Genomic DNA, 22,643 nt, shown 5'->3' with positions numbered 1-22,643 from the left:
TTTCTGTTGTCCGCCCCTACTGATGCAACCGTTTAAAGTGCCGCCAGGGCCTGCTGCAAATCGGCTAGCAACTCGCTGGCCGGCTCGATGCCCACGCTCAGGCGCACCAGCCCGGCCGTAATGCCCAGTTCCCGCCGTTGCTCCTCGGTTAAAGCCCGGTGCGAGGTGCCGGCCGGGTACGAAAGCGACGAATCGACGCCCGCCAGCGAAGGCGCGAACGGGAACCGCTGGCAGGCTCGCATAAAGCGGCTCACGGCCTCTGTCGTGTCGTTGGCCAGCCGGAAGGATACCATGCCGCCGAAGCTGCCGCCGCCCTGGGTGGCCGCCAACTGGTGCTGCGGATGCTCGGGCAGGCCCGGATAGAACACCTCCCCCACGGCTGGGTGGCGCGCCAGCAGTTCGGCTACGGCCTGCGCATTACGGCAATGGGCCTCCATACGCAGCCGCAGGGTTTTCAGGCCCCGTACGGCCAGCCAGCTTTCCATCGGGCTCAGCGTCAACCCAAACAGCGTCCCGATTTGCCGGAGCCGGGCAGCATCTTCGGGCGTGCGGGCCACTACTGCACCAGCCGTTACGTCGGAGTGGCCGGCCAGGTATTTCGTTACGCTGTGCATTACCATATCAGCCCCGTGCTCCAAGGGGCGGGTGATGACGGGCGAGGCAAACGTATTATCCACCACCAGCTTCAGGCCCAGCGCGTGGGCAGCATCGGCAGTGGCCCGTAGGTTGATGACGCGCAGCAGCGGGTTGCTGATGGTTTCGCAGAGCAGCAGCCGGGTGCGGGGCTGCGCGTAGGCGGCCAGGTTGGTGGTCAGGTCGGCGAAGGGCACATAGCTCACTGCAATGCCCAGCCGGCTTAGCTCCTGGCTCAGCAGCGCCGACGAGCCCCCATAGATGTCAGCCGCACACAGCACATGGTCGCCGGCCTCGCAACAGGCCAAAACGGCCGCGAAAATTGCCGCCATGCCCGAGCCGGTAGCCACCGCCCCGGCACCGCCTTCCAGCTGCGTTACGGCCGCCGCCAGCTCGTCGGAGTTGGGGTTGCCGTTGCGCGAGTACAGGTAGCGGCTCCCCGGCTCCCCGAAATACAGCTCCAGTTCGTTGAGGTCCTCAAACTTGAAAACCGAAGTCTGATAAATCGGGGTGATTTTGGGGTGGATTTCCATGAATCGTTAATTCGGGCTGAAAAAGCAGAAAAGCCTTTCCCGCAAAGGAAAGGCTTTTCAATAGAAGCTGAAACCGAAGATTACGCCGAAGCGCCCTCGGCCAGTACGATGACGTTATTGCGCAGCACTTCCACTACGCCGCCTTCTACCTGGAAGCGGCTGGCGCCGCCGTTGATGACGATTTCACCGGCTTTCAGCGCCGAAATTAGCGGGGCGTGGTCGTTGAGGACTTCAAAAAAGCCATCGGCTCCCGGAAACCGGGCCGATGTTACCTCGCCTTCAAACACCTTGCGGTCGGGCGTGATGATTTCCAGATGCATATTCTTTTAGCTGTTAGCTTTCAGCTGTTAGCCATTAGCTATTTTCTGCCACTTCTCTAACGAAAAGCTAACAGCTAACAGCTAATGGCTAACAGCTAAAAAAATTACTTGGCTTCGGCAATCAGACGCTCTCCTTTGGCTACGGCGTCCTCGATGTTGCCAACGAGGTTGAAGGAAGCCTCGGGCAGGTGGTCGTGCTTGCCGTCGATGATTTCGTTGAAGCCTTTGATGGTGTCCTTGATGTCAACCAGCACCCCTTTGAGACCGGTGAACTGCTCGGCCACGAAAAAGGGCTGCGACAGGAAGCGCTGCACGCGACGGGCGCGGTTTACTACCTGCTTGTCCTCCTCGCTCAGCTCATCCATGCCCAGAATGGCAATGATGTCCTGCAGTTCCTTGTAGCGCTGGAGCAACTCTTTCACGCGCTGGGCGGTGTTGTAGTGCTCGTCGCCCAGAATGTCGGCCGACAGGATGCGCGAGGTGGAGTCGAGTGGGTCAACGGCCGGGTAGATACCCAGCTCGGCAATTTTACGGCTCAGTACCGTCGTGGCATCCAAGTGAGCAAAGGTGTTAGCCGGAGCCGGGTCGGTCAAGTCATCGGCAGGCACATACACGGCCTGCACCGACGTAATAGAACCGCGCTTGGTGGAGGTAATCCGCTCCTGCATGGCACCCATTTCGGTGGCCAGCGTAGGCTGGTAACCTACGGCCGATGGCATACGGCCCAGCAGTGCCGATACCTCGGAGCCGGCCTGCGTGAAGCGGAAAATGTTGTCGATGAAGAACAGGATGTCGCGGCCGGCACCGGTGCCGTCGCCATCACGGAAGCTTTCGGCAATGGTGAGGCCCGAAAGGGCTACGCGGGCACGGGCTCCGGGGGGCTCGTTCATCTGGCCGAACACCAGCGTGGCCTGCGACTTCTCCATCTCGGCCATGTCAACCTTGCTCAGGTCCCAGCCGCCTTCTTCCATCGAGTGCTTGAACGCGTCGCCGTAGCGAATGATGTTGGCCTCAATGAATTCACGCAGCAAGTCGTTGCCTTCGCGGGTCCGCTCGCCTACGCCGGCAAACACCGACAGACCTTCGTAGGCCTTGGCTACGTTGTTGATGAGTTCCTGGATGAGTACGGTTTTGCCTACGCCGGCACCGCCGAACAAGCCAATTTTACCGCCCTTCACATAAGGAGCCAGCAGGTCGATTACCTTAATGCCGGTGAAGAATACTTCCGACGACGTGGCCAGTTCCTCGAAGGCCGGAGCCGAACGGTGAATGGACAGTGCGCCGTCGCTCTTGGGCTGCGGAATGCCGTCGATAGCCTCGCCGATTACGTTAAACAGGCGGCCTTTTACTCCTTCGCCCGTAGGCATCGAGATGGGTGCGCCCAGGTCACGTACGCCGGCACCACGGGTCAGACCCTCGGTCGAGTCCATGGCGATGGTACGAACCCGGTCTTCGCCCAGGTGCTGCTGCACCTCCAGCACGATCGTCTGACCGTTGCCTTTGGTTACTTCGAGGGCGTCGAGAATATTGGGAAGCTTGGAGTTTTCACCCGCGAAGCTCACGTCCACGACGGGACCGATAACCTGGGTGATTTTGCCGGTATTCGCCATTGCTATGTATAGGTTGGAATTGGGTGCAACGATTCAGGCCGCAAAACTACGGCTTAATCGTGGCATTGCCAAAGCGGATGCCGATGGGGTTTGTTCAACTTTTTTTTTGGCCTATGAAACCCTGATTTTCAGCCCCGAAAGACCTTCCGATACTCCTTGAAGTCACGATTAGGGCAAAAAAAAATCGCCGGAAATTTGCCCGTAATAAAAGCCCCCGTACATTTGCACAACCAAACGGCACCGCTTACCCGGAAAGCCGCCCGGAAATTGTCCGATGGTGTAACTGGCAACACGCTTGATTTTGATTCAAGAAAGTCCAGGTTCGAGCCCTGGTCGGACAACCGACACAGCCAACGCGAAAGGCGCTGATTCTTCCTCCCCCGGAAGAGTCGGCGCCTTTCGCGCTTTTACAGGCCACAGATTAACTCGAATCTGGGCGGATTTCACGGATTTTGCAGGCAACGTATTCTGCCTTACGCTGCCCCTGAAATCTGCCAGTCGATACGCTAACCTGTGCCCTCCCCCGTTCTCCCCTCGCGCCACCTTGTGTTTGGCCGGTGGGAGAATTTTTCATTTCTACCCTTTACCTTCTTAACACCTTCCTCCCATGGCTCAGCAAGTCAAAATTTTCGCCGGTAACGCCTCCCACGAGCTAGGCGAAAAAATTGCCGAAGCGTACGGTCAGCCGCTCGGCGACCTGAGCATCCAGCGTTTCGCCGATACCGAACTCGGCCCCAGTTTCAATGAGAGCATCCGGGGTTGCGCCGTGTTCCTGATTCAAAGCACCAACCCGCCGGCCGAAAACCTGATGGAGCTCATGCTGATGGTGGACGCCGCCAAGCGCGCTTCGGCCGCCTCGGTAACGGTAGTAATGCCTTACTACGGCTACGCCCGCCAGGACCGCAAAGACAAGCCGCGTGTGAGCATCGGCGCCAAAGTAGTGGCCGATTTTGTGCAGAGCGTAGGCACCGACCGCCTGATGACCTGCGACCTGCACGCCGGCCAGATTCAGGGCTTCTTCGATATTCCCGTCGACCACCTCGACGCAGCTACTGTCATGGCCCCTTACATTCAGTCGCTGGGCCTCGACAACCTGATTTTCGCTTCGCCCGATGTGGGCGGCGTGGTGCGCACCCGGGGCTTTGCCAAGAAGTTCGGGGCCGAAATTGTGGTGTGTGACAAGATGCGCCTGCGGGCCAACGAAATTGCCTCGATGCAGGTAATTGGTGATGTAACGGGCATGAATGTGGTGCTCGTGGATGATATTGTGGACACGGCCGGTACCATCTGCAAAGCCGCCGAACTGCTGATGGAGCGCGGTGCCAAATCGGTACGGGCCGTAATTAGCCATGGCGTGCTGTCGGGCCCGGCCCACGAACGGATCCGTAACTCGATGCTGGAAGAGTTGGTCATTACCGACACGATTCCGCTGCAGCAGGAAAATCCCAAAATCCGGGTTATCACGCTGGCCCCACTGTTTGCCCAGGCCATCCGTAACGTGGTTACCCACGAGTCTATCAGTTCGCTGTTTATCTAAGTTGAGAGTCGTCACTTTCACCCTCACGGCGTCGATAAGTCTGTTTACAGAGTCGTTGACACCGATTTGAACGTCATGCTGAGCGAAGCCGAAGCATCTCTACCGGTTCGTTGCACGGCGCAGCCGGCATGGTAGAGATACTTCGGCTCCGCTCAGCATGACGTTTTCTTGGCTTTGTAAACAGCTTCATTATTTGTGGCCTTTTTGATTCCTGGGAGAAGCGAGAGGGGAATTTGGCACGGTCTTGATAATAAAAAGGAGGGGAAGGGAACTTTCTCCTCCTTTTTATTTCTGCCGCCATGAAAACTCCGCTACTCCGCTTCGCTTCCGTTGGTTTACTGGCCTTGGGCCTGCTGGCTGGCTGCACCACTACCGTCCACATGCAGTCGTTGGCCCCGGCAGCCGTAACTATGCCCGGCAACATGCAGCGCATTGCCACGGCCAGCCGGGTGTTACCGGAAAGCAGCCGTGACAAGTTTTTTGATGTGCTGGAGGGCATTTTCACCGGCGAAGGGCTTTTGGTTGACCGGGCCGGCACCGAAACCTGCGCCCTGAGTGTGGGCGAAGCATTGATGCGCAACAGCCCGCGCTTCCGTGTAACGCCGGCCAACCTCCAGCTTGTAGGCCGCACCCGCGAGTTTTTCCTGCCTCCCCTGGCGCCCGGCTATGTGCGGCAAGTGTGCGCCGAAACGCAGGTAGACGGGCTGGTAGTGCTGGAAGCTTTCGACTCGGATTTGCAGGTAACGCAGCGGCAGGAGGAGCGCATCATCAAGGAGAAAGACAAGCCCGACCGCAAAGTGGCGGTAACGGTGGCGGTGATGGAAATGCGCCTCGTAACGGGTTTCCGGACCTATGGCCCCGATGGAACGGTGGTAGACCAGGCCAAGCAGGAGGACCGGATGCACTGGACCAGCGAAGGTCCTGCCTACCAGGATGCCCTGCGCCAGCTACCCCCGCCCGCCGACTGCATCCGGGAGCTGGCCGCCCGCATCGGCGACCAGTACGCCCGCCGCATTGCGCCTTCGTATGTGAACCTGGCGCGTGAGGTGTACACCAGCACCCGCAAGGATGCCTATATGCAGCAGGCCAAGCAAATGGTAAACGCCACCGACTGGACCCAGGCGGCGGGTGCCTGGCAAAAAGCAGCGCAGAGCCCCGATTCGAAGGTTGCGGGTCGGGCTTATTACAACCTTGCCGTGTTTGAGGAGCTGAACAACCGCCTGCCCGAAGCCATCGAATACGCTCGTAAGGCAGCATACACGCACCAGCTTCGGGCCGCCAACAGCTATTTGCGCGAGTTGCAGCAGCGCCAGCAGGCCGAGTTGATAGTGTCGGAGCAGTTACCGGGCGCATCGGCCGACTAACGGTTTAGTGGTTTGCCAAGGCGCTATCGGGGTTTTGCGACAAGGGGTTGGTATCGGCTTTTCAATAACCAAACAATCCACCTATCTTTGCGGCCCGTTTGCCTGCTGTGGGTGAGCGGATTTTCCTCCAAAGCACACTTTTATGAAAAGCCTCGAGATTGTAGGGTTTAAAAGAGCGAATCTCGGTAAGAAGGACGCCAAAGCGGTCCGCCTCGATTCGTACGTACCATGCGTACTGTACGGCGGCGCCGAGCAGGTTCACTTCTCCGTTCCTGCCATTCTGTTCCGCGAGTTGCTGTACACCCCCGAGGTGCACATTGTCGACCTCAACATTGAGGGCACCATGTACCGCGCCATCGTGCAGGATTCGCAGTTCCACCCCGTGAACGAAATGCTGCTGCACGTCGACTTCCTGGAGCTGCAGGAAGGCAAAGAGGTGAAAATGGAGGTTCCCGTGAAGTACGTAGGCGTATCGCCGGGCGTACTGGCCGGTGGCAAGCTGGTAAGCAAGCTGCGCAAAATCAAGGTGAAAGCTTCGCCTGAAAACCTGCCTGATTCGGTAGAAGTGGACATTTCGGACCTAGCTCTCGGCAAGTCTATCAAGGTAAGTGCCGTGGAAGCCAAAGGCTACACCATCCTCAGCAGCCCCCAGGCCCCGATTGCTACCGTGGCCATCCCACGTGCCCTCAAAGGCACGCTGAACGCCGACAAATAAGGAACAGGATTAGCTCGGATTTTAACGGACTTCACGGGTTTTGTGGACCATCCGTTGAAATTGGGCTATTCAATCAGAAGCAAAAGAGCCACCCTGTTACCAGGGTGGCTCTTTTGTATTTCGGCTATGCGGCCGGCATTGCGCAACTACGCCTACTTTTGCACCGGGAACTTACCACGGATTCCCGGGCCGCAGCCAACTACAAAATCCGTGAAATCCGTTAAAATCCGAGCTAATCCGTGGTCTTCTTGATTTTATGTCTGGGCAACATCGGGCCCGAATACGCCGACACGCGGCACAACGTGGGCTTTATGGTGGGCGACTGGCTGGCCCGCAAGCACGAGGCCGCGCCTTGGCAGCTGGGCCGCCACGCCTTCAGCACCGAGTTCAAGCACAAGGGCCGCCGGTTTGTGCTCGTGAAGCCCACCACCTACATGAACCTGAGCGGTAAAGCCGCCGCCCACTGGCTCAGCGCCCTCAAACTCGAGAAGGCGCAATTGCTGGTGGTAACCGATGATCTGGCCCTGCCCTTCGGCAAACTCCGGCTCAAAGCCAAAGGCTCGGCCGGCGGCCAGAACGGCCTCAAGCACATCCAGGAAACCCTGGGCACCGACGAATACGCCCGCCTCCGCTTCGGCATCGACTCCAGCTTCGGCCGCGGCCGGCAGGTAGATTACGTGCTCAGCCCGTTCTCCGAAGACGAGCGAATTGATCTGGAGGGACGTTTGGAGAAGGCCGGTGAGGCCGTACTGGCCTTTGGGATACAAGGCGTGGAACGGGCCATGAACGCGGTGAATGTGAAGGAGGCGTAGGAGGGAGTATAGAGAAATGAAAAAAAGAACGTCATTCTGAGCGAAGCCGGAGGCGAAGTCGAAGAATCTCTACCGCAACGGTAATTCCATATCAGGAGTTAGCAGTGCAGTAGAGATTCTTCGACTTCGCCTCCGGCTTCGCTCAGAATGACGTTCTTTTCCTGGCCCCTACGCCACGCCCGAACCCGGCCGCACGGCGCTGCTGGGCTGCATCAGGCTCAGCACGCCGTCGGCGTTTTCGGCCATGAGTAGCATGCCCTGGCTCTGGATACCTTTGATTTCGCGGGGGGCGAGGTTGAGCAGCACCTGCACCTGCTGGCCTACTAGGGCCTCGGGCAGGAAGTGCTCGGCAATGCCGCTCACGATGGTGCGGGGCTCGTCGAAACCCAAGTCTACGCTCAGCTTAAGCAGTTTTTTGGTTTTGGCGACCTTCTCGGCGGCCACGATGGTGCCAATGCGCAAATCCATGGTCTGGAACTGCTCGAAGCTGATATCGTCCTTGGCGGGGGCAGAAACGGCGGCGGCCAGCTCGTTGGCTTTTTTGGTATCGAGTAGCTTCTGCACCTGGGCTTCCACGGTGGCGTCTTCGATTTTGGTGAACAACAGGGCGGCTTCAGCCAGTTGGTGGCCGGTGGGCAGCGCATCGGGGCGGCCGGCCAGGGGCCAGGCACCTTTTTCGGTGTTCAGCATGCGGCCCAGGCGGGCGGCGGCTTCGGGCAGGAAGGGTTCCAGCAGCGTGATGAAGGCGGCGGTGAGCTGCAACGAAACGTGCAGCACGGTGCCGGTGCGGGCTTCATCGGTTTTGATGAGCTTCCACGGTTCCTGATCGGCCAGATACTTGTTGCCAAGGCGCGAGAGGTTCATCAGCTCATTCAGCGCGTCGCGGAAGCGGTAGTTTTCCAGCAACTCGCCGATGCGGGCCGGGAATTCGCCCATTTGGCGCAGCACTTCTTCATCTTCGGGTGTGAAGCCAGCGCTGGCCGGTACCTGGCCACCGAAGAACTTGTGGGTGAGCACTACGGCCCGGTTCACGAAGTTGCCGAGGTTGGCCACCAGCTCGTTGTTGTTGCGGGCCTGAAAGTCTTTCCAGGTGAAGTCGTTGTCCTTATTTTCGGGGGCGTTGGCGCAGAGCACGTAGCGCAGCACGTCGGCCTGGCCGGGGAAATCCAGCAGGTACTCGTGCAGCCACACGGCCCAGTTGCGGCTCGTGCTGATTTTGTCGCCTTCCAGGTTCAGGAACTCGTTGGCGGGCACGTTATCGGGCAAGATGTAGTCGCCGTGGGCCTTGAGCATCGTGGGGAAGATGATGCAGTGGAACACGATGTTGTCTTTGCCGATGAAGTGGACCAGCTTGGTGCCGGCATCCTTCCAATAGGTTTCCCAGGTATCGGGTAGCAACTCTTTGGTAGCCGAAATGTAGCCGATGGGCGCATCAAACCACACGTACAGCACCTTGCCCTCGCCGCCGGGCACCGGCACGGGCACGCCCCAGTCGAGGTCGCGCGTCACGGCCCGGGGCAGCAGGCCCTGGTCAATCCAGCTCTTGCACTGGCCGTACACGTTGGCCTTCCAGTCGTGCTTGTGGCCTTCCACAATCCATTCGCGCAGCCAGGGCTCGTACTGGTCCAGGGGCAGGTACCAATGCTTGGTTTCGCGCAGCACCGGGTGGTTGCCGCTCAGCATGGAGCGCGGGTTGATGAGCTCGGTGGGTGAAAGCGAGGTGCCGCACTTCTCGCACTGGTCGCCATAGGCGTTGTCGTTGCCGCAGTTGGGGCAGGTGCCCACGATGTAGCGGTCGGCCAGAAACTGGTCGGCCTGCTCATCATAGTACTGCTCCGATACCTGCTCGATGAACTTGCCTTCTGCGTGCAGCTTGCGGAAAAAGTCGCTGGCAGTTTCGGCGTGGACTTTGGAGGAAGTACGCGAATAGATATCGAACGACACGCCGAAGTCGCGGAACGAGTCGCCGATGATGGCGTGGTACTTATCCACGACCTGCTGGGGGGTTACGCCTTCCTTCTGGGCCCGGATGGTGATAGGCACACCGTGCTCATCGGAGCCGCAGATGAACTTCACGTCGCGGCCCTGAGCACGCAGGTAGCGCGTGTAGATATCGGCGGGCAGGTACACGCCGGCCAGGTGGCCGATATGGACGGGGCCGTTGGCGTAGGGCAGCGCGGCCGTTACAGTGTAGCGTTGGGGTAAGTCAGGCATATTCGGGAGGTAAAGGCAGCGGGTACAAATCGGCCGCGGGGAGCCAACCAGCCGCGGGGGTGCAAAGGAACGAGTAAAACAGGCAACCCCACGGGCCCGGGAGCCAGCACAGGCCGCAGATTGGTGGGTGGGTGTAGTAAGAAGAGCAGCAAACCCAACCGGCGAGGCGGCAGGCCGTATCTATTCTTACTCTCTTCTTTTTCAACATTTTTCGATTCCGTTATGAGCAAGTCCTCCAAAGAAAAGTCGGCTAAAAAAGACAAGCCGAAAAAAGACAAGACAAGCAAAAAAGGCAAAACGCCTAAAGCAGTAAAAGACCCTGCCGAAAAAGCACAGGCCAAAGCTGCCAAAGCGCAGCTGAAAGCAGATACGTCGGCTTCGAAGAGCCTGAGAACCCAGCAGGCCGGCAAGAAGGGCAGCCAGAAGAAGGCATTGAAGCAAGCGGCCAAGCAACTGCAGAAGGAGCTGGACTCCCGCATAAACGAGGTAGTAAAGCGCATTCGCAAGGATACCAAGACCAAGCTGCAGGAAGTGGTGAAAGATGCCACCCGCCGCCTCGACACCGATGTGGAGCACCTCTTCGAGCAGGCCCTGCACACAATCGTACGCGGCCAGGAATCCGGCACGCCGGCTGGTTCCGACAGTATTTCGACCAACACCGACCCGGCCACACAACCCGAGGCCGAAGCCTCTGCGAAGACGCCGGCCACCACGCGCCGCAGCGCTACCAGCCCGGCCGGCAGTTCGGGAGCCAAGCCAGCCGCCAAAACCAGCCGCGCTACTACTACCAGGGCAGCCGCAGCCAAAACGGCCGGCACTACGGCCAGCCGCTCGCGTGCCGCCAAGAAGCCCACAGCCGCCGCCGACTCGGATTCGAACGCGGCAGGAACGGATTCGTAGGATTGACCCATGTAAAATGCTCAACGGCCCGTTGCACTGTTGCAACGGGCCGTTGAGCATTTTACGTTATGAGAGGCGGTGTGCTTACGCGCTACGGAAGCCGCAGCGTATCGGCGGGAGCCCCTTTTACACGGCGCAGGCGGGTTTCGGGCGTGGCCGTGTTGTTGTTGTTGGTATTGAGGCTTTCGGGATTTTTCTGCGAGTTGATGCCACTGGCCTGCTCGCCGAGCCGGACCCGACCGGGCGTAGCATCGGGCGTGGCCCCACTGTACCCGGCGTTGCTGTTGTAGGCAGCCTGCCGGTCGGCATCGGTTACGATGCGGTTGGGCACGCGCCGCACGCTGGCTTCTTCACTACTGGTTTCCTGCGAGGTTGTACACCCGGCGAGTAGCAGAGCGGCTGGCAGTAGAAGGCGAAACACAACGGCAGTATGCATGAGTGCAGGAAAAAGGAGCCGGCCCGGAATGGGGCGGCTCCTTTTCTAACGACTGTGCGGAGGTGAAGTTGGTTCGGCGAGTACCTTTTTACAGTGCGGCCCGAATTCCATCCCACAAGGCCACCCGGGCGCTCATGCAGCGCACGGCCGTTGCCTCGGCCTCGGCCCACCGCTGGGGCGAATCGTTGCATAGGTCGCGCACCATCTGCTGGGCCAGGGGCGTATGCACTTCCTCGTCGAGCTGAATATGGCGGTCGAGGTAGTAAGTAAACGTGTCGAGCTGGCCGGGGAAACGCTGGCGCAAATCGTGTACGAGGTGGCGGAACATGTCAGGTATCACATCTTCGCGCCCAAACGTGAAGGCGGCAGCCACCGCGTGCGGCTGTCCTGCCTCAATCAGCCGAAAAGTCCCGAGCACGAACGCACGTACCGAAGCCGGCGCCTCGGCCGCGGCCAGCGCCTCGGCCACCGACGCGCCACCAGCCAGGGCAGCCAGCAGGCGCTCTACTGGTTCTGTGTTGGCCCCGCACTCGCGCATGGCCCGCAGATACAATTCAAAGTGGCTGGTAGGACGGCCTTCGGGGTCGAGGTCGGTTTCCTCTTCCAGCACGATGTCGTTGATGAGGCGGCGGGTAGCGGGGTTGCCACGCGGTACCCAGGGCAACTCCACGCAGGTCAGCTCCCGCTGCAGGGCCTTCAACAGCGACATAAAGTCCCAGACGGCAAAAACGTGTTGCTCCATAAACGTACGCAGATCGGCCAGCGAATGCAGCGACTGATACACGCCGTGGGCTACCAGCTGCGCCCTGGCCGGGGCCAGCGCAGCTTGCAGGTCAGAAATTGGATCGGTTTGGACTTGGACAGACATGTAACTGATGATTTGGAAATGAGCAAAAAGCAGCTGTCATTCCGAACAAGGCGGAAAACCAGGCCTTAATGGGTGTATAAACTCACGCAAAAATATCGCCCCGGCCTTGTTGCTTTGGTCGCAATGACAGCTTTACACCTCAGCGAAACCGAAAACTTACTCGGCTTTTTTGAACGTCATGCCGTACGAATCCATGCAGTAGCGCAGGCCGGTAGGCTTGGGGCCGTCGTTGAAGACGTGGCCAAGGTGGCCGCCGCACTTGGCGCACATCAGCCCGTCGCGGCTCATGCCGTAGCTGTTGTCGACAACTATTTTCAGGCTGCTGTTGGTGGCTGGCGCCCAGAAACTGGGCCAACCGGTGCCCGACTCGAACTTGGTTTCCGACGAGAACAGCAGGTTACCATCGGCGGCGCAGTAGTAGTTGCCCTTCTCGTGGTTGTCCCAGAACGGATTGGCAAAGGGCTTCTCGGTGCCATGCTCGCGCAGGATAAAATACTGCTCGGCCGTGAGCTGCTTTTTCCACTCAGCGTCAGTTTTCTGAACCGGGAATTCGCCGGGCTTGCCCGTTGCGGGCTGGGGCTTCGGGTACTGCTTACCTGCGGGCGCTGCGGCCGTGGTTGGGCGGGCCGAATCGGCGGCGTCCATCTTGGTGTCGCGGGAGCTGGTCTGCGAGCAGGCGGTGTTAAAGGTGGCCGCGGAGAGCAGCAAAATCAGCAAAGAAGAACGCATGTGTTGGATATTTTTCTGAAAAAGAAAGTCGGTCCTTATAGCCGACATACAAACAACATACGCAAGCCGGGCACGGTTCGGTTGGGGCCTTAATGGAGCTACAAGGCCATTATATTCAATTGCCCATCGCCCCACCGCTTGGCTCCCGCCGCGCGCTTACTCCCTGACAATTAACCAGCCGCCTGAACTTACGCTCATTATTACGTACATTTGCACCCGCAAAAACCCCTGTATGCAGAACATTCGGAATATCGCCATCATTGCGCACGTTGACCACGGCAAGACCACGCTCGTGGACAAGATTATCCACGCCTCGAAGCTGTTCGACGAACACCAGCAGTTCGACGACCTCATCCTCGACAACAACGACCTGGAGCGTGAGCGGGGCATTACCATCGTCTCGAAAAACGTATCGGTTCGGTACAAGGACGTTAAAATCAACATCATCGATACCCCCGGTCACGCCGACTTCGGCGGCGAGGTGGAGCGGGTGCTGAAGATGGCTGACGGCGTGCTGCTGCTCGTCGATGCTTTCGAAGGTGCCATGCCCCAGACCCGCTTCGTGCTGGGCAAAGCCATCGACCTGGGCCTGAAGCCTATCGTGGTGGTTAACAAAGTGGACAAGGAAAACTGCCGTCCCGACGAGGTGCACGAGCAGGTTTTCGACCTCATGTTCAACCTTGGCGCAAGCGAAGACCAGCTGGACTTCGTGACGCTGTACGGCTCCTCGAAGCAGGGCTGGATGAGCACCGACTGGAAAGAAAAAACCGACAGCATCATCCCGCTGCTCGACGCCGTAGTGGCTTCCATTCCGCCCGCTCCTACCCTGGACGGCACACCCCAGATGCAGATTACCTCGCTCGACTACTCGTCGTTCGTGGGCCGCATCGGCATCGGCCGCGTACACCGCGGTACGCTGAAGGAAGGTGCCAACATGAGCCTCGTGAAGCGCGACGGCACGATCAAAAAGGTTAAAATCAAGGAGCTGCAGGTGTTCGAAGGCTTGGGCCGCACCAAGGTTTCGGAAGTTAGCTCGGGCGAAATCTGCGCCGTAACGGGCATCGAAGGATTCGACATTGGCGACACGCTGGCCGACGCCGAAAACCCCGAGGGCCTGTCGGTTATCAGCATCGACGAGCCAACGATGAACATGCTGTTCACCATCAACAACTCGCCCTTCTTCGGTAAGGAAGGCAAGTTCGTGACCTCGCGCCACCTGCGCGACCGTCTATTCAAGGAAACCGAGAAAAACCTGGCCCTGCGCGTGAAGGAAACCGACCGCGAGGACAGCTTCCTGGTGTACGGCCGCGGCATTCTTCACTTGTCGGTACTCATCGAAACGATGCGTCGCGAGGGATTCGAGCTGCAGGTTGGCCAGCCACAGGTACTGTTCCAGGAAGACGAGAAAGGCAACCGTCTGGAGCCGATTGAGCACTTGGTAGTTGACGTACCCGAGACGACAGCCGGCAAGGTAATCGAGCTGGTAACGATGCGTAAGGGTGAGCTGACCATCATGGAGCCTAAGGGCGACCTGCAGCACCTGGAGTTCAACATCCCGGCCCGTGGCCTGATTGGCCTGCGTAACAACGTGCTGACCGCTACCGCTGGTGAGGCCATCATGAACCACCGCTTCTCGGCCTACGAGCCGCACAAGGGCGTGATTCCGGGCCGTATCGCTGGTTCGCTGATTTCGATGGACACCGGTATGGGCACGGCCTACACCATCGATAAGATGCAGGACCGTGGTGAGTTCTTCGTTGATCCGGGCGAAGAGGTATACGCCGGCCAGGTTATCGGCGAGCACACCCGCCCGAACGACTTGACCATCAACATCCAGAAGGGCAAGAAGCTCACGAACATGCGTGCGTCGGGTACCGATGACAACGCCAAGATTGTTCCGAAGCGTCAGTTCTCGCTGGAAGAAGCTATGGAATACATCCAGAAGGATGAATACCTGGAGGTAACGCCCAAGTCGATCCGGATGCGTAAGATCCTGCTCGACGAGAACGAGCGTCTGCGCTTCGCCAAAAAAGTCGACTAGTTGCTAGTCATCTGATTTAAAAAAGGAGGGCAGCCGATGGCTGCCCTCCTTTTTTGTGTCTGCCTGGGCTTATTTACTTTTATAAATGAAGCCGTTTACAAAGTGCCTGAAATCAATCATAACGTCATGCTGAGCGCAGCCGAAGCATCTCTACCACTTCTCTACCAATGTCACGAAGCGGTAGAGATACTTCGGCTGCGCTCAGCATGACGTTCTTTTGACTTTCTAAACAACTTCAACAACAGCGTCGCTTTCCAACCATTTCCACCCACCAACATGCATCCTGAACTCCTGGCTTTTACAAACATCTTTACCCTGGGCGACACGGCGGCAACTCAGCGGCTGGCTGGCCGGCTAGACTTGGTGCTGACCGATGCTGCGGGCTATGCGGCGCAGTTTGCGGAGGAACTGGCCGAACGCGGGATTGAGAACGAAATAGCACCTCAGGAGCTGCGCGACATTGCCCTGATTGATGCGCTGCTGGCCGAAGATTTGGCGGTAGAGTGCGACTGGAAAGAAACTGCCGGTGAAATAATCGACAGCCTGAACCACGTACTGGCCCAGCAAGGGCGGGCCCGAGTTCTGGAAGCGCAGCATACAGGCACCGACGAAGAACTTGGTCCGGAGCAATTGGACCTCGTGCAGGATACACTGGAGCCACTCGGATTGGCCCTAGTAATGTTCGACCTCGATGGCGACTCGTATCCGCTGAGCGTGGTAGCGCAGGAGCAGGCTGAAGAGTTGGCCACGCAGGCGCAACAGCTGGGCTTTAAACTGCACCAGTGGTAGTCTGTGGGCGCCATGCACCCATACCTCCCTACGACGGCACACAGATTAGTCAGCAGGGAACCTGCGGCGCGGAGGCTCGGCACTGCCTGGGCATCTGATGGTGCGCGCCGACAGGGGCACTGTACGGTTTTTAAGCTATTGGGCCGGTTATAGGGCAGCGCCATAACTGTTCGGTGCTGTCCCGGTTTCTTCGCTACAGACTTTCCGTTTCGTTCTCGCCCCGTGCCCTCCCCCCCTTCCACTTCCCGCCGCCCGCCGCTGATGCGGCAGCGTTGGAGCAACCTGCTGTTTGCCCACTGGCCGGTAGCGCCCGAAATCCTGCGGCCTTATCTGCCGGAGCGGCTGGAGCTGGATTTATTTGAGGGGCAAGCCTGGCTGGGCGTGGTACCCTTCACGATGAGTCATATCCGCCCGCTGGGGTTGCCGGCGGTACCGGGCCTGAGCGCACTGCACGAACTGAATGTGCGCACCTATGCTCGCCTCGACGGGGTGCCGGGCGTATGGTTCATTTCGCTCGATGCCACTCAGCCGCTGGGGGTGTGGGCGGCCCGCACACTCTTTCACCTGCCCTACCTGCATGCCCGCATGACACTCAGCCAAACCAACGGTCAGCTACGGGCCGTAGCCGAGCGCACGCACCGGGGAGCCGCCACCGCCACTTTCGCCGCCACCTGGACACCGGGAGCGGCCCTGCCTGTAGCCCGGCCGGGTACGCTGGCCCATTTCCTTACGGAACGCTACCAGCTGTACACGGCCGGCACCGACGTGCGAGCCGGCCACCACGGGCCGCATTTGTGGCGCGGGCAACTTTGGCACGAGCCCTGGCAGCTACACGAGGCCACATTGCAGGAATGGAACTCAACGCTGATCGAAAGCCACGGCCTGCCTACGCCGGTTGGCCCGCCCCTGCTCTACGCCGCCGAGCCGCTCGAGGTGACTGTACAGAGCCTGCGGCGCGTGTAACCTGGGCTAGCTAATGGCGCACCTCGAACTGCGCGTAGCCCTGGACCTCACCGGCCGTTACATCGACCCCATCGACCCGCGCGGCAGGAGGACCACCGTGCCGGCACCAGCTTTCGAGGGCGGCTAGGGCGTGTGCCGCGCCTTCGGCTTCGATGGTTACGGTGCCATCGGGGTTGTTGCGGGCGTAACCGGTCAGGCCCAGCTGGCGGGCCTGCTGCCGGGTACTCTGGCGAAAAAACACGCCCTGCACGCGGCCGATGACGAGGAAAGTGCGGTGTTCTGGTATCATACTATGCTCTTCTGAGAGAAAAAAACTGCCGGTAGAAAACAGGCCGGCAGTCTGGTTGATGGGGCCAAACGGTTCGTTTGCCCATGGGTAGCTATCGGACGTGGAATACCGGGCCGGAGTTGCGAAGCCCCCGGTAACTTGTGGGCTATGAACCCTGCTTCCTTCTACCTGGCGACCATACTTGTACCCTTTCTGGCGACGGTGGTGGCCCTGCGCGCCGGGGGCCGGCTGCGGCTGCTATACGTGTGGGGTAGCCGCCTGCTGCTGGGCGCGCTCATGCTCGGCGGCGGCCTCTACAAGCTCTCCGACAACCACCTGCCCGGCCTGATGGGCCCGCCGATGGACCACGTTTTTCTGGCCCGGCATCAGCTGGAGCTATTTGCTCAGTTTATTGGCGGGGCCCAGCTGCTGATTGGCCTACTGCTGCTTACGGGCCGGTTTGCGCTGCTCGGGGCCGTGCTGCTGGTGCCTATGTGGCTCAACATTATCTTCCTCACCTGGTCGCAACACTGGACTGGGACGCCCTTCCTCACTACCGGCTTCCTGGTGCTGACGGTCGGGCTGCTGCTCCACGATTTTGCGCGGCTCAAGCTCTTGTTCTACCCGCCCCAAAACCCCGACGAACTGCGCGCTTTGCCGCTGCGGACGGCTGGGCTGGGCCGCGAAAGCCTCTGGTGGCTGGCGCTGGGCATAACGCTGGGCGGCGCGTTGCTCTACCCCGTTTCGCTGGCCGTTATGGTGGGCATAATGGCCCTCGGGGGTATGCTGCTGCTCGGGGCAACCTGGTGGAGCTGGCGGCGCGGCTGGTAGGCAGTTACATCCGCTGGCGCACGGCTTCAAACGTGAGAATGGCCGTGGCAGTGCTCACGTTGAGCGAATCGATGTAGCCCTGCATCGGGATGATGATGGTCTGGTCGCAGGCCTGCATGAGCTCGGGGGTGAGGCCATCGGCTTCGGTGCCCATCACCAGGGCTGTGGGGCCGCGAAAGTCGCAGGTGGTGTACGGCACGGCCCGCTCGGTGAGGGCGGCGGCGTAGGTCCGGATGCCGCGGGCGGCGCACCAGGCCAGCAGCTCGGGGCGCGAAGTGGCCACGGTAGGCACCGTGAACGAGCAGCCGATGCTGCTGCGGATGGCGTTGGGGTTGAACAGGTCGGTGCGCGGGTCGCAGACGATGACGGCCGTGGCCCGGGCCGCGTCGGCGGTGCGCAGGATGGCGCCCAGGTTGCCGGGCTTCTCTACGGCTTCGAGTACCAGCAGCAGCGGGTTTGGGGGCAGTACGAGGCTTTCGAGGGTGTGATGGGGCGGGCGGGCCAGGGCCAGCACACCGTCGGAGCCTTCACGGTAGGCCACTTTCCCAAACACAGCCTTCGACACGGAGACCCGCTCGGTGTCGGAGCCGGCAAAAAGGGCCTGTAGTTCGGCTTCGTGGGCTGGGCCGGCCAGCTCGGCGCACACAAATACGGTGGGCACCGCTACCCCATTGGCCCGGGCAATGGTCAGCTCGCGCAGCCCCTCGATGATGGTAAGGCCCTGGCTGCGGCGCTCAGCCGATTTTTGCTGGAGCCGCAGCAGGTTTTTGATGCGCGGGTTCTGGGGCGAAGTAATGGCGTCGGAAGCGAACATAAGCAGGCAAAGCAGCCGGCAGAACGTGCCGCGCGGGGCCAAAGATAGGCAGCCCGCCCGTCGGGGCCGCCCAAGCCACGCAGCGGGCTCCGTACGCCGGGCAACCCGGCATGAATATAGCGGGGCAGGTGCCCGCGGAGCCGATGCTTGACAGGTGGCTTTGCCGGGAGGATAGTGCGAGGCACTATCCGTATTTTCGGGCTTTCTACGTTATTTGCTTTTATGCTGCTTCGATTTCTTCCTTTGTTGGCGCTGAGCGCCTTTGTACAACCGGCGCTGGCCCAGCAAACACCCCGCGAGCTGAGTACAGTACCTGCTCCTACCCCACCCGATACCACCCGCCCCGCAGCCCCGCCAGTGCTGGCCCCAGCCCCAACTGCACCGGCCCCCGACCCGCGCCAGGCTCCGCTGCCGCCCGCCAACACCACCAGCTATAGCGTAGGGCTCAAATCGGGACAGGTACTGCGCGGCTACGATGTAGAGGTTCGCAGTCCGGTGTTCGGGCGCACTTTTCTGCTGGTTGATGGCCAGCAGAAGCTCGACCTGAATGATGTGCGCTACTACGAAGACCAGAGCGGTTTTTACGTGCGCACTACCCTGCCTGGCCGCAGCAAGCGCGAAAGCACCCTGCGCCGCGACCGGGTGGGCCGCATCAGCCTGTACTCCATCACGCAACAACAATACAGCAACAACGGCATCGGCCCCGGCGGCTACAGCCCTTACGGGTACAACCCCTACGGCGGCTTCGGTGGTTTTGGCGGTTATCGCACGGTGCGCAACGAGTATTTCAGCAAGGACAATGGCCCGATTGAGGACCTGAGCATCCGCAACCTGCAGCTGGCTACCACCGATAACGCCGGGGCCCAGCAGCTGCTGGCCAGTGCCCGCCGCTACCAAACTTTCACAACGCTCAGCTACGTGGGCGCGGGCGGCCTGCTGCTGGCAGGCGTGCTCTCAAGCCTGGGCGGCAGCAACGGCTTCTCGGTGTCGCCGCTGATGTATGCGGCCATTCCGCTGGCCATTGTACCGCTGGCCATCGGGGGCAAGTCGCAGAACAACGTTAAGCAGGCCGTGCTTTTGTACAACACCGGCCGGTAGGAAGTAGAGAATGAACGTCATGCTGAGCGCAGTCGAAGCATCTCTACCGCAGTGGTAAACCCAGCAGTGAGAATACTATTGCGGGAGAGATGCTTCGGCTGCGCTCAGCATGACAATTACCAACTCCTCACTGGCAACTGCCAACGCAAGCCTACGTAGGAAAGCGGGTGAAAAATTCCCCTACTTCTGCTACTGAACCTGCGCTGGCCGAACGCCAGGAATTGGCCTTATGGGCCCACGCGAAGCTTTGCACCGAATACGGCTGTCCGGTGGCATTTTTTGCGACCAAAGACCCGCTCAGCGAGCTAATCAGCTCGCTACTCTCCCACCGCACCCGCAACCAGGATTCGCACCGGGCCTACCAGCAGCTACGGGCCCGCTTCCCGACCTGGGACGAAGTGCGCGATGCGCCTACGGCTGAGGTCGAAGCCGCCATCAGCCCCTGCACCTGGCCCGAGCAGAAGGCCCCGCGGCTCCAGCAGATTCTGCGCGAAGTGGGCCAGCGCTGCGAAGGCGGCCCCTGCGACCTGGCGTTTCTGGCCGATTTGCCCATTCCGGAAGCGCGGGCCTGGCTGGAACAGCTGCCCGGCGTGGGGCCCAAAACCAGCGCCGCCGTGCTGCTGTTCAGCACCCTGCGCCGTCCGGCCATGCCCGTCGATAGCCACCACCACCGCGTGGCCCAGCGCTTGGGCCTCATTGGCCCCAAGGTAGGCGAGGCAGTGGCCCACAAGCAGCTGGCGAACCTGCTGCCCCCCGACTGGGAGGCCCAGCAGGTGTACGACCACCACGAAGTATTCATGTTCCACGGCCAGAAGTGCTGCTACTTCCACACGCCTGCCTGCGGCCGCTGCACGCTGCTGGAGCGCTGCCCCTTCGGGCAGGCGCGGGTTCCGGCGGGAAGGCATGAAGGGGATGTTGAGCAGCCAGCCACATAGCAAAAGTGGGCCGATTTGATGCATATTGCCTCTTGGTTCTCCCTTCTTCCTGTCCCCGTTCACCCCCTCATTCTTCACCTATGCAACAGACGTACGGGCTACCCGCCCTGGTTTCCATCTTCGTGCCCGGATTAGGCCAGCTTATTAAAGGTCAGTTTCTGAAGGCCTTTCTCATCTGGGCCGTTGGCGGTACCATCAGCTTTCTGCTGGTCTGGACTATCATCGTGCCTTTCCTCATCTGGGCCTGGAACGTGTACGACGCTTATAACTCGCCGGCCTGAGCCTTGCCCGTTCTGCATCTGAAAGCCAAGCCCAACGCCCGCCACAACCAGCTGGCAGTTGCCCCCGACGGCACCGTTACGGTGCGGCTGCATGCCCCGGCCCAGGATGGCAAGGCCAATGCCTGCCTAGTGGCTTATCTGGCGGAAGTGTTCGGCGTGGGCAAATCCAGCCTTACGCTGCTCAGCGGCCACACTGCGCCCTTCAAGAAAGTGGAAATCGGGGGCCTTTCGGAGGTGGATTTTCAGGCGGTGTTAGCAAAGTACAGCAGCCCGCAACTATTGTAGCACCAGCTGGGCTTCGATAGTTGCGGGCTGCTGTACTCTTTGCTTGTTGGCCTTTTAGCCTACCGTGTTCTGCGGCATAGCACGGCGATAAGTGCGCTCAAACTCCTCATCGGTGTGGTAGGTCGATTCCTCGTGCTGGCTCAGGTCGAGGCCCAGTTCTTCCTCGGGCAATTGCACGCGCAGGCCCACAAGCCGGTCGGTGAGCTTGAGTAGCAGCCAGGAGCCGCCGAAGGAGTAGCCTACCACGATACCCAGCCCCAGCACGTGGTAGCCGAACGTAGTGGCCGAACCGTGTATAAGGCCTACCTTATCGGCAAAGATGCCTGTGAGCAACATGCCCACGATACCGCCCAGGCCGTGGCAGGGGAACACGTCGAGCGTGTCGTCGATGGTGGTACGGGCGTTTTTCCAGTGCACGGCGGTGTGGCTGATGAGGGCGGCCAGAACCCCGAACAGGATACTCTGGCCGTAATCGACGTAGCCAGCGGCGGGCGTGATGGCCACCAGGCCCACCACGGCCCCGGTGCAGGCCCCCACCGCAGTTGGCTTGCCCCCGCGCACCACTTCCACCAGCACCCAGGCCAGCAGGGCAGCGGCCGAGGCCAGGTTGGTATTCACAAACGAAAGGGCCGCCAGCTCATTGGCACCCAGCGCCGAGCCGGCATTGAACCCGAACCAGCCAAACCACAGCAAACCCGTACCCAGCAGCACGTAGGGCACGTTGGGCGTCGAAAATGGGGAGGTCCGCAGGCTGGCCGAGCGTTGCCCAAGCACCAGGGCTCCGGCCAAGGCCGCAACACCGGCCGAAATATGCACCACCGTACCGCCCGCAAAGTCGAGTACGCCCCACTGCCGCAGAAAGCCCTCCGGATGCCAGGTCCAGTGCGCCAGCGGGCAATAAATCAGCAGGCTGAACAGCACCATAAAAGCCAAGTAGCCTTTAAAGCGCACCCGCTCGGCAAACGAGCCGGTTATGAGAGCCGGCGTAATGATGGCAAACTTGAGCTGGAAGGCGAAGAAGAGCACGAATGGAATACCGGCCGCGAATACCGGGTTAGGAGCCGTACCCACGTCGCGCAACAGGGCAAACGTGAGCGGATTACCAATCAGCCCGTGCCAGGAGGTACCATAACACAGCGAGAAGCCCACGAAATAGAACAGTACCGATACCACCCCCAGCGCCACAAAGCTCTGAAGCATGGTGCTGATAACATTTTTGGGACGCACCATGCCTCCGTAAAAAAACGACAGCCCCGGCGTCATCAGCAACACCAGGGCCGAGGCCGTAAGCATCCAGGCAACATCGGCGCCGTTGAGCGAGCCGGGGGCCGCGGCCGGGTGCGGCACCCGCACGAAGGCAGCAATGAAGGCCAGTGCCACCAGCACCAGCAGCAATAGTAAGGTGCGGCTCGGCCGGAAGGAAGCAGTTTGAGTCTTTATCACGTTTATTTCAGTAAGCACCCCTATTGTCCAAGGCCTAATTACTGAAATAATATCTTTTTATTGATACAACCCTTTAAATCTGAAGGACATTTTCACAAAAAACCACATCGTTTCTCTGATACCACTCTTATTCTATCACTCTAATATTTTTCATACTTATCCCAATCCAGGAAGGGCGGGGTAGGGACAGGGCTTAGCTGGCCTATCCTTTAGTTACCCTGCAC

General features: G+C 60.1%; 23 protein-coding genes and 1 tRNA gene. 14 read left to right on the top strand and 10 right to left on the bottom strand.

Annotated features, from left to right (window positions below):
* Nucleotides 1-32: 32 nt before the first annotated feature.
* The 3 genes from HW554_RS06335 to atpD all read right to left on the bottom strand — a co-directional run bounded on the left by HW554_RS06335 (nt 33) and on the right by atpD (nt 3,096).
* Nucleotides 33-1,166 (bottom strand): trans-sulfuration enzyme family protein, encoded by a 1,134-nt coding sequence (locus HW554_RS06335; RefSeq protein WP_176907737.1) that lies wholly within the window; start codon nt 1,164-1,166, stop codon nt 33-35.
* 80 nt (nt 1,167-1,246) lie between these two features.
* Nucleotides 1,247-1,486: an ATP synthase F1 subunit epsilon gene (atpC, locus tag HW554_RS06330; protein WP_176907736.1), complete on the bottom strand. Its 240-nt coding sequence runs from the start codon at nt 1,484-1,486 to the stop codon at nt 1,247-1,249.
* 104 nt (nt 1,487-1,590) lie between these two features.
* Nucleotides 1,591-3,096 (bottom strand): F0F1 ATP synthase subunit beta, encoded by a 1,506-nt coding sequence (atpD, locus tag HW554_RS06325; RefSeq protein WP_176907735.1) that lies wholly within the window; start codon nt 3,094-3,096, stop codon nt 1,591-1,593.
* 268 nt (nt 3,097-3,364) lie between these two features.
* Here atpD and HW554_RS06320 point away from each other — a divergent pair.
* The 5 genes from HW554_RS06320 to pth all read left to right on the top strand — a co-directional run bounded on the left by HW554_RS06320 (nt 3,365) and on the right by pth (nt 7,524).
* Nucleotides 3,365-3,437 (top strand) — tRNA-Gln (locus tag HW554_RS06320).
* A 266-nt stretch (nt 3,438-3,703) separates the two neighbouring features.
* Nucleotides 3,704-4,633 carry a ribose-phosphate pyrophosphokinase gene (locus HW554_RS06315; RefSeq protein ID WP_176907734.1) on the top strand — a complete coding sequence of 310 codons (930 nt, stop codon included), beginning with the start codon at nt 3,704-3,706 and terminating at the stop codon, nt 4,631-4,633.
* Nucleotides 4,634-4,932: 299 nt separating this feature from the next.
* On the top strand, nt 4,933-5,997 hold the full coding sequence (locus HW554_RS06310; RefSeq protein WP_176907733.1) for a DUF6340 family protein: 1,065 nt from the start codon (nt 4,933-4,935) through the stop codon (nt 5,995-5,997).
* A 142-nt stretch (nt 5,998-6,139) separates the two neighbouring features.
* Nucleotides 6,140-6,712 carry a 50S ribosomal protein L25/general stress protein Ctc gene (locus HW554_RS06305; protein WP_176907732.1) on the top strand — a complete coding sequence of 191 codons (573 nt, stop codon included), beginning with the start codon at nt 6,140-6,142 and terminating at the stop codon, nt 6,710-6,712.
* A gap of 239 nt (nt 6,713-6,951) precedes the next feature.
* A complete protein-coding gene (gene pth / locus HW554_RS06300) occupies nt 6,952-7,524 on the top strand; it encodes an aminoacyl-tRNA hydrolase (protein WP_176907731.1) in 573 nt (190 codons plus the stop codon).
* 168 nt (nt 7,525-7,692) lie between these two features.
* Here pth and metG read toward each other — a convergent pair whose 3' ends face one another.
* A complete protein-coding gene (gene metG / locus HW554_RS06295; protein WP_176907730.1) occupies nt 7,693-9,738 on the bottom strand; it encodes a methionine--tRNA ligase in 2,046 nt (681 codons plus the stop codon).
* A 222-nt stretch (nt 9,739-9,960) separates the two neighbouring features.
* On the opposite strand from metG, the gene HW554_RS06290 reads away from it, so the two are divergent.
* Entirely contained in the window at nt 9,961-10,638 is a 678-nt protein-coding gene (locus tag HW554_RS06290; RefSeq protein ID WP_176907729.1) for a hypothetical protein, read from the top strand.
* 91 nt (nt 10,639-10,729) lie between these two features.
* Here the strand turns inward: HW554_RS06290 and HW554_RS06285 are convergent, their stop codons facing one another.
* The 3 genes from HW554_RS06285 to msrB all read right to left on the bottom strand — a co-directional run bounded on the left by HW554_RS06285 (nt 10,730) and on the right by msrB (nt 12,671).
* Entirely contained in the window at nt 10,730-11,074 is a 345-nt protein-coding gene (locus HW554_RS06285; RefSeq protein ID WP_176907728.1) for a hypothetical protein, read from the bottom strand.
* A gap of 88 nt (nt 11,075-11,162) precedes the next feature.
* Nucleotides 11,163-11,942, bottom strand: a complete 780-nt coding sequence (locus HW554_RS06280; protein ID WP_176907727.1) for a DUF3050 domain-containing protein — start codon at nt 11,940-11,942, stop codon at nt 11,163-11,165.
* A gap of 156 nt (nt 11,943-12,098) precedes the next feature.
* Nucleotides 12,099-12,671: a peptide-methionine (R)-S-oxide reductase MsrB gene (gene msrB, locus HW554_RS06275; RefSeq protein ID WP_218134612.1), complete on the bottom strand. Its 573-nt coding sequence runs from the start codon at nt 12,669-12,671 to the stop codon at nt 12,099-12,101.
* A 232-nt stretch (nt 12,672-12,903) separates the two neighbouring features.
* Between msrB and typA the strand changes: the two genes are divergently transcribed.
* The 3 genes from typA to HW554_RS06260 all read left to right on the top strand — a co-directional run bounded on the left by typA (nt 12,904) and on the right by HW554_RS06260 (nt 16,464).
* Nucleotides 12,904-14,712: a translational GTPase TypA gene (gene typA, locus HW554_RS06270; RefSeq protein ID WP_176907726.1), complete on the top strand. Its 1,809-nt coding sequence runs from the start codon at nt 12,904-12,906 to the stop codon at nt 14,710-14,712.
* Between the two features lie 276 nt (nt 14,713-14,988).
* On the top strand, nt 14,989-15,501 hold the full coding sequence (locus HW554_RS06265; RefSeq protein ID WP_176907725.1) for a DUF6630 family protein: 513 nt from the start codon (nt 14,989-14,991) through the stop codon (nt 15,499-15,501).
* Nucleotides 15,502-15,723: 222 nt separating this feature from the next.
* A complete protein-coding gene (locus HW554_RS06260; RefSeq protein WP_176907724.1) occupies nt 15,724-16,464 on the top strand; it encodes a YqjF family protein in 741 nt (246 codons plus the stop codon).
* A gap of 10 nt (nt 16,465-16,474) precedes the next feature.
* Here the strand turns inward: HW554_RS06260 and HW554_RS06255 are convergent, their stop codons facing one another.
* A complete protein-coding gene (locus tag HW554_RS06255; protein ID WP_176907723.1) occupies nt 16,475-16,753 on the bottom strand; it encodes an acylphosphatase in 279 nt (92 codons plus the stop codon).
* A gap of 147 nt (nt 16,754-16,900) precedes the next feature.
* On the opposite strand from HW554_RS06255, the gene HW554_RS06250 reads away from it, so the two are divergent.
* Complete coding sequence (locus HW554_RS06250) at nt 16,901-17,563, top strand: DoxX family membrane protein (protein ID WP_176907722.1); 663 nt, start codon at nt 16,901-16,903, stop codon at nt 17,561-17,563.
* Between the two features lie 4 nt (nt 17,564-17,567).
* Here the strand turns inward: HW554_RS06250 and HW554_RS06245 are convergent, their stop codons facing one another.
* Complete coding sequence (locus HW554_RS06245; RefSeq protein WP_176907721.1) at nt 17,568-18,377, bottom strand: TrmH family RNA methyltransferase; 810 nt, start codon at nt 18,375-18,377, stop codon at nt 17,568-17,570.
* A gap of 222 nt (nt 18,378-18,599) precedes the next feature.
* Between HW554_RS06245 and HW554_RS06240 the strand changes: the two genes are divergently transcribed.
* The 4 genes from HW554_RS06240 (at nt 18,600) to HW554_RS06225 (ending at nt 20,976) form a co-directional block, all read left to right on the top strand.
* Nucleotides 18,600-19,475: a hypothetical protein gene (locus tag HW554_RS06240; RefSeq protein WP_176907720.1), complete on the top strand. Its 876-nt coding sequence runs from the start codon at nt 18,600-18,602 to the stop codon at nt 19,473-19,475.
* Between the two features lie 167 nt (nt 19,476-19,642).
* Nucleotides 19,643-20,410: an endonuclease III domain-containing protein gene (locus HW554_RS06235; RefSeq protein ID WP_176907719.1), complete on the top strand. Its 768-nt coding sequence runs from the start codon at nt 19,643-19,645 to the stop codon at nt 20,408-20,410.
* 80 nt (nt 20,411-20,490) lie between these two features.
* Nucleotides 20,491-20,691: a hypothetical protein gene (locus tag HW554_RS06230; RefSeq protein WP_176907718.1), complete on the top strand. Its 201-nt coding sequence runs from the start codon at nt 20,491-20,493 to the stop codon at nt 20,689-20,691.
* A 3-nt stretch (nt 20,692-20,694) separates the two neighbouring features.
* Nucleotides 20,695-20,976 carry a DUF167 domain-containing protein gene (locus tag HW554_RS06225; RefSeq protein ID WP_176907717.1) on the top strand — a complete coding sequence of 94 codons (282 nt, stop codon included), beginning with the start codon at nt 20,695-20,697 and terminating at the stop codon, nt 20,974-20,976.
* Nucleotides 20,977-21,030: 54 nt separating this feature from the next.
* Here the strand turns inward: HW554_RS06225 and HW554_RS06220 are convergent, their stop codons facing one another.
* Nucleotides 21,031-22,419 (bottom strand): ammonium transporter, encoded by a 1,389-nt coding sequence (locus HW554_RS06220; RefSeq protein WP_317170834.1) that lies wholly within the window; start codon nt 22,417-22,419, stop codon nt 21,031-21,033.
* Nucleotides 22,420-22,643 lie beyond the last annotated feature (224 nt).

The sequence above is a fragment of the Hymenobacter lapidiphilus genome, assembly GCF_013377885.1.
In the GTDB taxonomy this organism is placed as follows: Bacteria; Bacteroidota; Bacteroidia; order Cytophagales; family Hymenobacteraceae; genus Hymenobacter; species Hymenobacter lapidiphilus.
This window is presented reverse-complemented; position numbering and strand designations above follow the sequence as displayed.